The organism is Flavobacterium ranwuense, assembly GCF_004349315.1.
GTDB classification, from domain to species: Bacteria; Bacteroidota; Bacteroidia; order Flavobacteriales; family Flavobacteriaceae; genus Flavobacterium; species Flavobacterium ranwuense.
On sequence record NZ_SMLH01000004.1, the window covers coordinates 129,475 to 142,904 of the forward strand.

Sequence of the window (13,430 nt, forward strand, 5' to 3'; positions counted from 1 at the left end):
ACTTTTTGGCAAATGCCTAACAAAATTTTATACCATGAAAAAACTTGAAGCTTGTATGAATCCTTTATAGTTTGTGATGCCTATACTATTGATTATAGTTATATTTCCTATTCTTTTGTTTATATTCGGTTCGAATTTTTTTTCTATAATACTCTGTAAGTTTGACACAAATGTTGCGGCATAAAAACCTTGTTCAATACTCCAAACTGTATGACCTCTAAATTGTTCAAATTGTTGCTGTGTTGTTTCACAGTAATTGCCAAAGTAGTTTCATGAGTTCAGTGTTTATGTTTTTTTATTTCATCAGCATAAGGATCATATCCATCTTGTTTTAGGTTTTCGTTGATTGGTGCACAAAATATTTCATTTACTATGCTACAATCCATTCTTCCTCCTTGTAAAACACTTCTTGACAACAAGTTTTTCCTCGCAAATAAAACATGTACTTCACAACAAGTATTACATCTTAACATTTTTAAAATATTTTCTTTGAATCCATTTTTCAACACTGATAATTATTAAAATTGAAAAAGCTACCATGGCTGACATCCCCCATGCCTCAGCTTTTAATGGAGATGAATGAAACCAACGATTCATAAATGGAAAATAAACAAAAGCGGCCTGAACAAACAGTACTGTTGCAATTCCGATATAAATAAATGGATTGGAGAAAAGCCCGATTTTATTGACTGAAAAATTAAGAGATCGGCAATCAATAAGGTAAAACACCTGAAATAAAACCATTGCTGTTACAGCCATTGTTTGAGCTTCCGAAATGGCCAGTGAGTGTTCCATGCCTCTGGACAGTTCAATATTATATTCCCAAAGAAATAATCCAATTGTTCCACCTGCCATTACCAGAGAAACCAGTATCATCCTGAAAATTATCAAAGAACTTAATAAAGGTTTATTGGGCTTACGTGGAGGACGATTCATTACATCAGGTTCCATTGCTTCAAGTGCAAGCGGCAATGACAAGGCAACGGCAGTTATAAGATTGATCCATAATACCTGAACAGGCTGTATTGGGATGAGTAGAATTCCCCCTTCTGAGGGAAAAAATAACACGGCAATAAAAATAACCAATCCCAATCCTATACTTGTAGGCAGAAGAAATACAATCGATTTCAAAAGGTTATCAAATACTCTGCGTCCTTCTTCAACAGCAGCCTTTATACTTTCAAAATTATCATCGGCCAGGATCATGTCTGCCGCCTCTTTGGCAACAGCCGTACCACTGATACCCATAGCTACGCCAATATCTGCACGTTTAAGTGCTGGGGCGTCATTTACACCATCTCCTGTCATGGCTACCACTTCCCCGTTGGCCTGAAGGGCTTTTACTAGATTTAATTTATCTTCGGGGGATACCCGTGCAAAAATATTGGTGTTTTTTACTACCTCTTGAATCTCCTGAGCATTCAAATTCTGAAGTTCCTTTCCGGTGATAACCCTGTCTGCATTTATAAATCCAAGTTCCCTGCCTATTGCTGCGGCTGTTGCAGGATGGTCTCCGGTAATCATTTTCACCGTAATACCTGCATTATGACACGAATCGATCGCTTCTTTTACTTCCATCCTTGGAGGGTCACTTATGGCCTGTATCCCTAAAAAAGTAAAATCGCAAAGATCCTCTTCCGTAATGAGTGATGAATGTTCGCTATCCAACTTTCTGGAAGCGAAAGCCAATACTCTCATTCCTGTTCCTGCTAATTGTAAAGCCTCCGTTCGTACCTGTTCTGTGTCAAAGACAATGGATGAATTTTCACTATTTAATAAAAGTGGAATAACTGATTCAGGTGCGCCTTTAAGGTAAAATATTTTTTCTCCGGAAGGGGATAGATGGAGCGTAGCCATTATTTTTTTTTCGGAATCAAAGGGTAATTCATCCAGCCTCCGCCATTTGCTTCTTAGTTCGTCCTCGTTTATTCCAAACTTTCCGGCTACTGCTATCAGGGCAACCTCTGTAGGGTCTCCTACTGATTTCCAATAACCCTCTTTTTTATGAAGTGTTGCATCATTGCACAGTGCTGCAGCCCTAATAAGTTCACCAATTTCATCCTCCTTTCCCTCTTCATCGGAATCATTTTTTAAAATTTTACCATCAGTATTAATACCTACTCCTGTAACATTGAATTTTTGCTTTCCATTCCAAAGTACCTGAACGGTCATTTCGTTAAGGGTAAGCGTTCCCGTTTTGTCTGAGCAGATTACAGTGGTGCTGCCCAAGGTTTCTACAGCGGATAAATGCCTGATAATAGCTTGTCTCTTTGCCATTCGCATAATACCGATAGCTGATGCGATAGTAATTACGGCAGGCAGTCCTTCTGGGATAGCTGCTACCGCAAGAGTAATGGCAAAAAATATTGCATCTATGAATGTATAATTACGAAATATTCCTATTAGAAAAACTAAAATACCAACAAGGATGATGGCATACGTAATTCCCCGTGCAATTTTTTCAAGAGATTTTGTCAGTGGAGATTTGACTGATGTGGTAGTTTGAAGAAGCGCGGAAATTTTACCGATCTCGGTTTTAATGCCTGTCAAAACAACTACGCCTTCTGCTGTGCCGGAAGTAATCAATGTGCCGCTAAAAACCATATTTTTACGATCAGCAACTCCTGCATCTGCGTCAATAATATCCGTGTTTTTTTCCACCGGCAAGGATTCTCCTGTAAGGATAGATTCATTACACTGCATATTTTTTACGAATGTGAGCCGCATATCTGCCGATACCTTATCGCCAGCCTGAAGCAATACATAATCACCGGGAACTAGTTCAGCAGCCTGGATATTCTTTTGCTTTCCATCTCTAATCACTGTAGCATTTTCCGGAATTAATTGAAGAAGCCCCTGAATGGTTTTTCCAGCCTGGTACTCCTGAAGAAACCCGATAATGGCATTAATAATTATTACACAAAATACCACTATACCATCTGTGATTTTGCCCATAGTTATAGCAAGGATGGTAGCAGTAAGTAGAACATATATAAGCGGGTTAAGAAATTGCCTCAGCAAAATTTTAAAGGCACTTTCTCTACTTTGCCTGTAAATGATATTAGGCCCTTCCTTTTTCAAGCGCTTCCCAGCTTCTGTTGTACTAAGACCTTCAGAGGAAGTATCGAGACTCTCTAATACATTACTGTATGAAACTGAATGCCATTCTTTATTTTGGGCTATGCTACTCATAAAATCTTCAGTTATCGTTGCTTTAATTATCTAAAAATAATTAAAATCATTCAGAAATAGGTGCTACTTAAATTTGTTTAGGGTTTGTTTTGTGGTGTCTTACAATATTTTAATAAAAAATAAGTAAGACCGAGTGCAGCAATTAATAAAGCTAAACTTATAATAATATTACTATTTGTTTGCTGTATATCTAGTGTGATTATTTTAGTTGAAATAGCAATAATTGAGATTTCTATAATTGGAACAGTAGGAATTGTATCGGATGAAATAATTAATAGCAATGCTTTTATAAGCTCATATCCAATCGCAATAATCAATATCAAATTAAATACTTCGAATAAAGTGGAAACATCAATCAATAAATAAGGTGGAGCGGTAATTTTTTTAAATTCTAAATAGATAAGATGTAATGTGCCCAATATTAAAATTAAAGTCATAATTCCAACTAAAACACGAATTATATTTTTATTAATGGCTATAATTATTCTTAAAAATTTATCATCGCTCTTCATAGTATTTTTTTTAACAGATTAAAGTTGGAGATTAATTATTTCAATTTTTAAGCGTTGGCTTGTCAAATCGGCAAAAAGCCCTCCGAAAATTGATCTTAAGTTTTCGATATTTTATGTTTGTCCTCTGTATCAATTTTATCAGGGTTGTCTTTTACGCTATTAAAGTCCTGTTATTACAAGTAAATTTAGTTATAAATAATGTGTCCCTTTAGCAATATAATTGTTTTTTTGTTTTTTTTAATTGATTGTTAGCAAAAAAAACAGAAACATTAGCTTGTTGGTTAGCAAAGCGTTAATCGTAAGTTGTCGATGTTTTATGTTTAACAACTATGACAATTTTGTAGGATCTTTGTTTTTTTTGCGTAAGTTTTACTTTTCCACTTTCCACATTTTAATTGTCAGCTTAAGTTCCGCGATTTAGTTTTTTCACGCTTCTATTTCCCACTTTCCAAATTTCGTTTTTTTGCGTCATTGCTTGCTGATGAACCTGATTTGCCAAAAGGAAAAATGCCTAACCATCGTTCAAACGGGTTAACTTAATGGCATTACTCTAGACTACGGTTGTGCCATTTAAAAATAAAAAAACTGCCGAATTTTAAAGTAACGACTCTATATTGGGTTCAGATGTGTATTTTAAAATGGTTTGTTTGTCAATTGTTTGCTCGTTATCAATGTGAAATAAAGATTTCAGCCCTGTATATTCGCAAATGAATTTTTCACTGGAATATACAGGATTCCCGTTAAATATTATTCCTTTAATGGGAATGTTTCTGTTTTGAAGGGCTTCGACAGAAAGCAATGTATGGTTTATGCTTCCGAGATAATTCCTGGAAACCAGAATAACTTCTGCTTTTAATTTTTCTATAAGGTCAATTACCAAAGAATCATCATTGAGCGGAACCATCAAACCGCCTGCTCCTTCAATAATGAGATTATTGCTGGTTGATGGAACTTTAATGGAATCTAAATTAATCGTAACACCATCAATCGCGGCGGCGGCGTGTGGAGACATTGGTTCTGTAAGGCGATACGCTTCAGAAAAAAAATGAGAAGTGGAGTTACTGATGAGTCCCTGCACTTTCATTGTATCCGTTTGGTGCAGATCTCCTGATTGTATAGGCTTCCAGTAATCAGCTTTTAGCGCTTCTACGAGAATGGCTGATACGATTGTTTTTCCTACATCCGTTCCAATCCCTGTTATGAAATATGTTTTCATTTGCCGTGTGTTTTTTAATTGAATTCTAATCTTTGACCCGGAATGAATTCAGAGAAATTACCATTCTCACAGACAAGATTTCCGTTAACAAACGTATGGGTTACTTTTGATTGAAATGTTTGGCCTTCTAATGGCGACCAACCGCACTTGTATAAAATATTTTCTTTACCAACCGTCCAAGGCGAATTCAAGTCAACAAGCGTTAAATCGGCAAAATAACCCTCACGGATAAAGCCTCTCTTTTCAATACCATAAAGTATCGCTACATTATGACACATTTTTTCGGCAATTTTTTCTAATGAAATTAGCCCTTGTTTGTATAATTCAAGCATAACATACAAGGAATGCTGTACCATTGGCGCACCCGACATGGATTGGAAGTATGGTTTTTGCTTTTCCTCCAAAGTGTGCGGTGCATGGTCGGTAGTAATAATATCAATTCTGTCATCAAGCAAGGCCTGCAAAAGTCCTTTTTTATCCTTTTCGGTTTTTATGGCAGGATTCCATTTTATTAAGGTCCCCAATCGCTCATAATCCTTATCTGAAAACCAAAGATTTTGAACCGATACTTCGGTGGTGATATTCTTTTCTTTTAGCGGTATGTCGTTTCGGAACAAATGGGTTTCTGCGGCTGTGGTCAAATGCAGGATATGCAACCTTGCCTTGTGTTTTTCGGCAATGGCAATGGCTCTTTTGGTAGATTGATAACATCCCTCTTCACTGCGAATTAACGGATGACATGCAATTGGCACGTCTTCACCATATTCTGCTCGGTAAATTTCCTCGTTCTCTTCTATGATTTTTTCCATTTCAGAATGAATGGCAATAATGGATTTACAATTCGAAAAAAGTTTCTCCATAGTATCTGGACTATCGGCAAGCAAATTTCCCTTCTTGGTAAAATAAAGTCCATCATCAGAAACTCCTATGAATTGAGACGTATCCATTTGAAGTACATTGTCTAAGTTATCGTTATTAACCCCTAAAAAGAAAGAATAATTAGCCCAAGATTTTTCTGAGGCGATACTGAATTTCTCATCGAGAATTTCAGTAGTCAATACATTGGGAACAGTGTTTGGCATGTCGATAAAAGAAGTCGTGCCACCTGCAACAGCCGCCCTGCTTTCTGTATAGAGATCTCCTTTATGTGTTAGTCCAGGTTCCCTAAAATGTACTTGCCCGTCTATAATACCCGGAAACAGGTACTTTCCGGTTCCATCAATGGTTACAGTTTCCTTTGTGATTTCTACGGACAGATTTCCAATGCTTTCTATAACGCCATTTTGAATAAAAACATCAGCAATTTTAATTTGCCCTTCGTTTACAATCTTGACATTTGTTATTAATATAGGATGTTTCATAGGTGTTTTGTTTGTAATTATTTTTTTTGTGGATTCATTCAATGCCTAAATAGAATTTACACGAGGATAAAAACACTACATGACTATCCGTAATGCAGACTAAATTCATTTTTTGTAGCGCTATTTACCAATTTCTCAATTTTATTTTTTTTTTTAAATACTTGACAATCAGCCATCAGACTGTACTGATTAGCACGGATTTCTTTAACTTGAATGGATAGCAAAATTTAAATCTGTGTAAAATCAGTTCAATCCGTGTTATCCGTGGCCCATTTTTTAAATTTTTTGGATAGTATTTATTTTTGGTGCATATTGCGGACAGTCCTAAAATATCTACTTCACAGCATCAAAAAACAAATGCGTAGTGAGCATAAACCCACTATTGTATTGAAATACCGATTGATTATTTACTCTTTTACCTTGTTGTAAAATTTGACTTAAATAACCCGCTTCAATTTTTACATTTTTGTTTGCTTTATAACCTACTAACGCAGCCAGTCTATTTTGATCAAAAACATTTGCTCCGACATTTTCCCCAAAACCAACAAACACTTCATCTAATACAATAATGCTCAGGCTGTTTTTTATATACAGGAATCTCCGCTCTTAGCCTGTATCGCATCCTGTTGAGGAAAATCCATTCTGTGTTAGTCTCTCCGTTTTGGGTTATAAATTTTTCAAGAAATCGTTGTTCCAAGGTAAATCGATGGGACACCTCCACTTTTCCTATTGGGTTTTTTAAAATTATCTGCTCATACATGCGATGTTCAGAAAAAGTATTTGCATTTGGATAATCCCCATAAGGTTCCGTTTCGGCAAAAGCATAACCTGCATTTAAACTCACATCCTTTTTCAGGGCATAATTCACCCCTGTTCTGAGCAAACTTTGTTGCGGGTTTTTAAGTCCTTCTACTCTTCGCCATTGGTATTCGGTATGCAATGCAATTTTTGAACTTATTTTAAATGTGCCGGTGTAGGCAAGCCAGCCAATACTATTATTATCTGTAATTCTTTGTTCTTGCGAATAAATATAATTGTGTAGAAATAGTGTTAGAATAAAAATAAAATACTTTCCAGTTGTCATAAGTTCTTTGTTATAGTTCGTTTTTAGGCAAGCTATCATTGTCCTCTTTTATGAAGCTATTTATTTAGATTTAGCTTGCGGTAGATTTAATAAAGTTTCTTCTAGAAATTCTACTTTCCCTGTATGAATATCGTAGATGGCACCAACTATCAAAATTTCGCCATCAATATATTTTTTGTGTAATATTGGGTCTAAGTCTCTAAGGTCAGCTACTTGGTCAATTACATTTTGTCTTGCCGCATTATTAGTAGGATTACCAGCAATATGAGAAGATTTTGCTACTGCTCCTTTTATTTCGTTAATAAGCGTAACAATATGACCCGGCACATTTTCAGGACGTTTAACCGCAGCATCAACTGCACCACATTCTGTATGTCCTAATACAACTATTAATTTTGTTTTTAATTTTAAAACAGCAAACTCCATACTACCATAAGACGCAGCCGCAGAAACTTGACCTGCTGTACGAATAATAAATAAATCACCTAAACCTTGGTCAAAAATTAATTCATTTGGCACACGGGAGTCAGAACATCCTACAATTGTAGCAAATGGCTCTTGTCCTTTTTCTAATTTTTTTATAAAGCTAACATCTTGTCTTGGTCGTATACTTTTGCTCTCAATAAATCGTCTGTTCCCGCCTTGAAGTTTTTTAAGTGCATAACGAGGATTTGCATAAGCAGAATCCCTATTTACAATATAATGGTCAGCCCTCCATTTAACAGAATCAATTGCCATTACAGTTTTAGCCTTTTTTTTGGTAGCTCTTTCTGTTTGTGCATGTGTGATATTTTGAATTAATAACAATGCAATAGCGATTAAAAAGTGCTTTTTCATAATTATAATATTTATATGTTTAGACTATAGTAATTCTTAAAATAACTTCTAGGCAATGTTAAAAATTAAATCATTATGGATTTGAATATTTACATAAGATTTAGTTTGTTATTGCTAATTTACAACAAATGAAACGACGGATTTGATTAATAGCTTTTTTATTACATTAGTGATTATCGTTTAACAACATAGAATAATAGACAAGTAGATAGGCATTCCAAAAGTAATATTAAACGGAAAGGTAACTGCTAATGCCATAGGTAAAAACAAACCTGGATTGGCTTTTGGTGCCGCAATTTTCATGGCAGCTGGTACCGCAATATAGGAGGCACTTGCTGCTAGTATGGCAAAAATAAATCGATTACCAACCTCATCAGTCACTAGTTGACTTAAAAACGCTACTACAATCCCATTAATCAGCGGTATTACAATGGCAAATACCAAGGTAGACCATCCACTTTTAATAAAATCGTCTAGTTTTCTTCCGCTAACAATACCCATGTCTAATAAAAAAATGGCTAAAAATCCTTTAAAAATATCAGTAGTAAAGGGTTTAATTCCCATAGCCTGTTGGTCACTAGCTAAAAAACCAATTACTAAACTTCCAATAATTAATAAAACACTTCCATTGGTTAAAGAATGTTTTATTACAGTACTCATTTTACTGGAACTAACTTCTTTCTTGTTGTATAATCTAATTAAAATTACTCCGATGATTATTGCTGGTGCTTCCATTAATGCCATTACTGCTACCATATGTCCGCTGAAAGTATATTTTTGAATTTCCAAAAAAGTCACCGCTGTTACAAAAGTCACCGCACTAACCGATCCATATGCTGCCGCAATTGCACCCGAATTTTCAATACTAAACTTTCGCTTGAGAATAAAAAAACAATAAATAGGAATGACAACCGCAATTAATATCCCAAATAATACTGCCCAAATAATTTCCATATTAAAATCACTATGCGCCAATTCTTGCCCGCCTTTAAACCCAATAGAGAATAATAAATACAAAGAAATAAACTTGGATGTATTGGAAGGAATTTCTAAATCGCTTTTCAATCTTGTGGCAATTATCCCAAGAAGGAAAAACAATAAAGCCGGATTTGTTAAATTATCTAATAGTAAGTCTAAATTCATTTTTTATTTTTTATTTATTTTTTTGTAGCACGTTCTAATCTGTCGTTAATGGATTTTCCTAATTCAAAATCCGGAAATCGTTCTGCAACAATCATATCTAAGTCCATTTTATCCAATCGATGCATTGCAGCATACAAATGTGATGTCGCTTCTTTTAAATCACCTTTTTCAGATAAAACTTCTTGGTGCATTACACTAGCATTTTCAATTCTTTTATTAAAAAGCAACAATCCGATTTTTTTATCAGGAAAACCTTTTATGAATTGCGCTACATCACTTTCTAAAAAAGTGGTGGTTGCCGGTGCGTAATGTCGTGATAACATTCCTGGTGCATCTGGTGCATTTTCTTTTTTGTTTTTAATTTGAATTTCCCCAATAACTTCTTCAATATCTTCCACAGAAATAGAACCCAATCGATATATTACGGGCTCTGCATTTTCAAAACCAATTATGGTAGATTCTATTCCGTTTTGGCAATCACCTCCGTCTAAAACCATCTGCAATTTTTCACTAAAATATTCCGCAACATGCATTGCATTTGTTGGACTTATTGCCCCAAAAGGATTGGCACTTGGAGCAGCTAATGGAAAATCTAATGCTTGCAACAATGCCAAAGTTGCAGCATGATTTGGAATTCTAATAGCCACCGAATCTTTTCCGGCAGTAACTAAATCGGGAACTGATTCCTGTTTCTTCAACACCATCGTCAAAGGTCCCGGCCAAAATTTATCAGCTAATAATCTAGCTTTTTCCGGAATCTCTTTTGCTAATTCGTCTAATTGCTCGATTGATTTAATATGAACAATTAATGGATTAAAAAAAGGTCTTTGCTTCATTTCAAAAATGGCTTTTATGGCTTTTTCGCTGTAAATATTTCCAGCCAACCCATAAACCGTCTCTGTAGGAATGGCAACCAAATCTTCTTGGATTAAAATCTTGACAGCTTTTGATATGTCTTTTGAAACCATTGTCATAATTTATTTTAAGGGTTACAAAAATCACAATACATAGGATCTTCGGTCATTTTTTTATGCGGATACAATTCTTCAGAAGTATGGTTACACTTTTTACAAGTATAAATAAAACTCAAAGTAGAACGCGTAGCCGAATTACACGATTCACACGACAACCCCATTTTGGCATCAGAAACCACAAATCCAGGTGTTTCACACATAGGACATAACGACCGAACTGATTTTACTAATTTTAATGTGGCTGTTTCAATCACTTCCATTCGTGTTGGATTGTATAGTGCGCGCATATCGGTTTCGGCATATACTTTCCCAAATTCTTTCATCATTTCATGAAAGCTTTCCTTTAAAATCCTTTCGTCAGTGATTCCTTTAACTATTTTAGAAATATCCTTTTCTGATGGTTTTAAAATAAGTCCGTGCGATGGAAATTTTACCTGAGTCGCAAATTCCAGTAGCTCGGCTTCATTCTTAATTTCACTGCCATTAAAATTGGTATTCATACTGAGTTCTCTTGCTATAATTTCTAACTTATTTTTTTTATCAATAAAAATTAAAAATTCATCATCGGCATGAGCAAAAAAAATCGTGGGATGCATCCCAAAAGACCCTTCGCTGGCGATTCCTAAATCGCAATCATTCTCTTTCATCGCAAGGAGACATTTATTGCGAAGAGTCGTTAACGCGCTATCTTTTCTCTCAATCTCTCCCGAAAAAGTTCCCAATGTGTCAGTGTCAAATTTATCAGAGACAAAGCAACTTACACCTAATTCTTTTTCAAAAATCGGTGCAATCACGTTTTCCTTTTTGTGCTTAGTTGCGATAAGAAGTTTTCTACCTTTGAACATAAATTACTAATTGTCAATAAGTGAAATGCTTATTTGTGAACTAACTAACAGCCTCTTGTTTTTGGCTTTCGCCTCCGATAGTATCTTCTGTAATTTTTCAATCTCATTTTTTAGCTCAGGAATTCTTTTTTGAGCAATTTCATCGTCTTCTCCAAATCGTTCCTGTGAACTCCAATTTTTTATTTTATGGAAATTTATTTTGGAAGAAAAAATAGGAATTAAAACTTCCCTAGCCTCAACATCCGAGAAGTTACCTTCAATAAGTATTAAATTTTCGATTCTATTCATAATTTTTTATTGTTTTTATTTGATAACTGATAAGAAGAATATGCTCCAAGTATTATTGCAAAAGACGCAAATACTTTACTGTTAATTACGTCATGTGTTGTTAAAGCCATAACAAGTAAAACAATCATTGCGACTATTGAAATTGCTATTTTTATTACTAATTGATTCATTTTTCTATTTTAATTACTGCTTCCAATTTTAAATTCCCTTTTTTTTATCTATATTATTGCTTAAATCAAACAGTTCTTTTTGTAGTAGTTTTATTTTGGACTCCCTAAATCACAATCATTTTCTTTCATCGCAAGGAGACATTTATTGCAAAGAGTCGTTAATGCACTATCTTTTCTCACAATTTCTCCCGAAAAAGTTCCCTATATGTCAGTGTCAAATTTATCAGAGACAAAGCAAATTATGCCTAATTCTTTTTCAAAATCGGTGCAATCACGTTTTCTTTTTTATGCTTGGTTGCTATAAGAAGTTTTCTACCTTGAAACATACTAGTTATTCGTTAAAACTTATTTCAATAGTACTGTTTACGACCAAATTTACTCCATTTGCTTCTGCAACTTCCAGTAAGTTTTTAATTTTTTCTTTAGTTTCGGTGAGTTCCACTACTCGTTTTTTGGAATGAGAAAGGTCATTATTAAAACGAATATGATTGCTAAAATCCTCCAGATTATGGTGGTTAATCTTACTGTTTATTAATGCAGTTAATACTTTTCCTGCTTCTGCGGGAGTAAAAACTCCATCTATTAATTTAAAGATTTGGTCGTTTTTCATTTTTTACTTAATTATTAGGTTTTAGTTTTTTTACTTTTCTAATTATTCGATAAATTTTTTGGATTTCCTTTATATATTAATTCAAAACTATTAATTGGGTCTGGCGATTCCTGTAATTTACGAATTAGCAACATGATTGTATTTTTTAGTTTAACGCGACAAAGATAGATATAATATTATTAATGATAGCAATACTATCATTAATAATTGTAAAATAATTTTTAGCTATATTTGCCAAAGAAAGATGAGACATCTTCTTTTTAGCAATTTATTATACGAAGACCAATCAATACAAGCATTAAAATGGAGTTACAGTTACAAATAAAAATGAATGAAGCATTATTTCTGCGCAACCCTGAACAGTCGGAGTTAGGCAAAAAAATCATTAGACACAGCATTGAATTAATCTATAAAAATGGATTTGAAGCGTTCACCTTTAAAAAATTAGCAAAAGACATTGGTACAACCGAAGCGGGTATTTACCGATACTTTGAAAACAAACATCGCTTGCTGTTATATCTTGTAGCTTGGTATTGGAGTTGGCTTGAATACCAGATAAGCTTTCATACCAATAACATTAATGACCCCATCATTAGATTAAAAATGGTAATCAAATTATTAGCGACAACAGTAAAAGATGATAAAAAAACAAGTTATGTTAATGAGGGACTATTGCATCAAATTGTTATTTCAGAAGGTTCAAAGGCCTATTTAACAAAACATGTAACCGAAGACAATAGACACCATTTTTTTAAACCATACAAAGACCTTTGTGCCGTTATTGGAAATTTAATTTCAGAATGTAATCCGAAATACAAATACCCTAAATCATTAGCTTCCACCATCATTGAAATGGCGCATTTTCAGAATTTTTTCATGAACAATCTACCTTCACTTACCGATTTTGGGATAAATAAGGACGAGGCAAAAATCATTTCTTTTCTTGATGATTTGGTGTTTTCCAGCATAAATAAAATTTAGTTGTCGACGAGATCTCTGTCATTTTTAGGAGCTCTATCCAAGACTGGACATGCTAAACTTTAACCGCATATAAAATTAATAATGCACTTGGTATTGCAATAAGTAAAGGATACGAATAATGACTTTTATGATAGGAAATTATTAAGCCTACAATAGAAATTAAAACCATTGTCAGAAATACCCCCATTGTCCAACCTTCAAAAAGTTCAAAACTTCC

The 13,430-nt window shown here is 34.4% G+C and carries 12 protein-coding genes and 1 pseudogene; 1 reads left to right on the forward strand and 12 read right to left on the reverse strand.

What is annotated here, in order from left to right; translation table 11 throughout:
- Positions 1 to 459 precede the first annotated feature (459 nt).
- From E0I61_RS08890 to E0I61_RS08945, 12 genes and pseudogenes are all read right to left on the reverse strand, one after another.
- Positions 460 to 3,192 carry a cation-translocating P-type ATPase gene (locus E0I61_RS08890; RefSeq protein ID WP_132070773.1) on the reverse strand — a complete coding sequence of 911 codons (2,733 nt, stop codon included), beginning with the start codon at positions 3,190 to 3,192 and terminating at the stop codon, positions 460 to 462.
- A gap of 77 nt (positions 3,193 to 3,269) precedes the next feature.
- On the reverse strand, positions 3,270 to 3,704 hold the full coding sequence (locus E0I61_RS08895) for a phosphate-starvation-inducible PsiE family protein (RefSeq protein ID WP_132070774.1): 435 nt from the start codon (positions 3,702 to 3,704) through the stop codon (positions 3,270 to 3,272).
- A gap of 595 nt (positions 3,705 to 4,299) precedes the next feature.
- On the reverse strand, positions 4,300 to 4,920 hold the full coding sequence (gene bioD / locus E0I61_RS08900) for a dethiobiotin synthase (RefSeq protein WP_132070776.1): 621 nt from the start codon (positions 4,918 to 4,920) through the stop codon (positions 4,300 to 4,302).
- A gap of 14 nt (positions 4,921 to 4,934) precedes the next feature.
- Complete coding sequence (locus E0I61_RS08905) at positions 4,935 to 6,281, reverse strand: dihydroorotase (protein WP_132070777.1); 1,347 nt, start codon at positions 6,279 to 6,281, stop codon at positions 4,935 to 4,937.
- Positions 6,282 to 6,614: 333 nt separating this feature from the next.
- Positions 6,615 to 7,404: pseudogene (locus E0I61_RS08915) on the reverse strand (DUF2490 domain-containing protein).
- Positions 7,405 to 7,425: 21 nt separating this feature from the next.
- Positions 7,426 to 8,202 (reverse strand): carbonic anhydrase, encoded by a 777-nt coding sequence (locus tag E0I61_RS08920; protein WP_205728748.1) that lies wholly within the window; start codon positions 8,200 to 8,202, stop codon positions 7,426 to 7,428.
- Between the two features lie 180 nt (positions 8,203 to 8,382).
- Positions 8,383 to 9,345 (reverse strand): sodium-dependent bicarbonate transport family permease, encoded by a 963-nt coding sequence (locus E0I61_RS08925; protein WP_132070781.1) that lies wholly within the window; start codon positions 9,343 to 9,345, stop codon positions 8,383 to 8,385.
- A gap of 14 nt (positions 9,346 to 9,359) precedes the next feature.
- Complete coding sequence (locus tag E0I61_RS08930) at positions 9,360 to 10,319, reverse strand: L-threonylcarbamoyladenylate synthase (protein WP_132070783.1); 960 nt, start codon at positions 10,317 to 10,319, stop codon at positions 9,360 to 9,362.
- An 8-nt stretch (positions 10,320 to 10,327) separates the two neighbouring features.
- Positions 10,328 to 11,164: a DUF6671 family protein gene (locus E0I61_RS08935; protein WP_132070785.1), complete on the reverse strand. Its 837-nt coding sequence runs from the start codon at positions 11,162 to 11,164 to the stop codon at positions 10,328 to 10,330.
- Positions 11,165 to 11,170: 6 nt separating this feature from the next.
- On the reverse strand, positions 11,171 to 11,452 hold the full coding sequence (locus E0I61_RS08940; RefSeq protein ID WP_132070787.1) for a hypothetical protein: 282 nt from the start codon (positions 11,450 to 11,452) through the stop codon (positions 11,171 to 11,173).
- Positions 11,449 to 11,622 carry a hypothetical protein gene (locus E0I61_RS16300; protein WP_165930203.1) on the reverse strand — a complete coding sequence of 58 codons (174 nt, stop codon included), beginning with the start codon at positions 11,620 to 11,622 and terminating at the stop codon, positions 11,449 to 11,451. Before E0I61_RS16300 ends, E0I61_RS08940 begins: the two co-directional genes overlap by 4 nt.
- A gap of 331 nt (positions 11,623 to 11,953) precedes the next feature.
- Positions 11,954 to 12,232, reverse strand: a complete 279-nt coding sequence (locus E0I61_RS08945) for a hypothetical protein (RefSeq protein WP_132070789.1) — start codon at positions 12,230 to 12,232, stop codon at positions 11,954 to 11,956.
- Between the two features lie 327 nt (positions 12,233 to 12,559).
- Here E0I61_RS08945 and E0I61_RS08950 point away from each other — a divergent pair, with 327 nt between their 5' ends.
- Positions 12,560 to 13,213, forward strand: coding sequence for a TetR/AcrR family transcriptional regulator (locus tag E0I61_RS08950; protein WP_235832091.1), 654 nt, complete (start codon positions 12,560 to 12,562; stop codon positions 13,211 to 13,213).
- Positions 13,214 to 13,430: the final 217 nt, after the last annotated feature.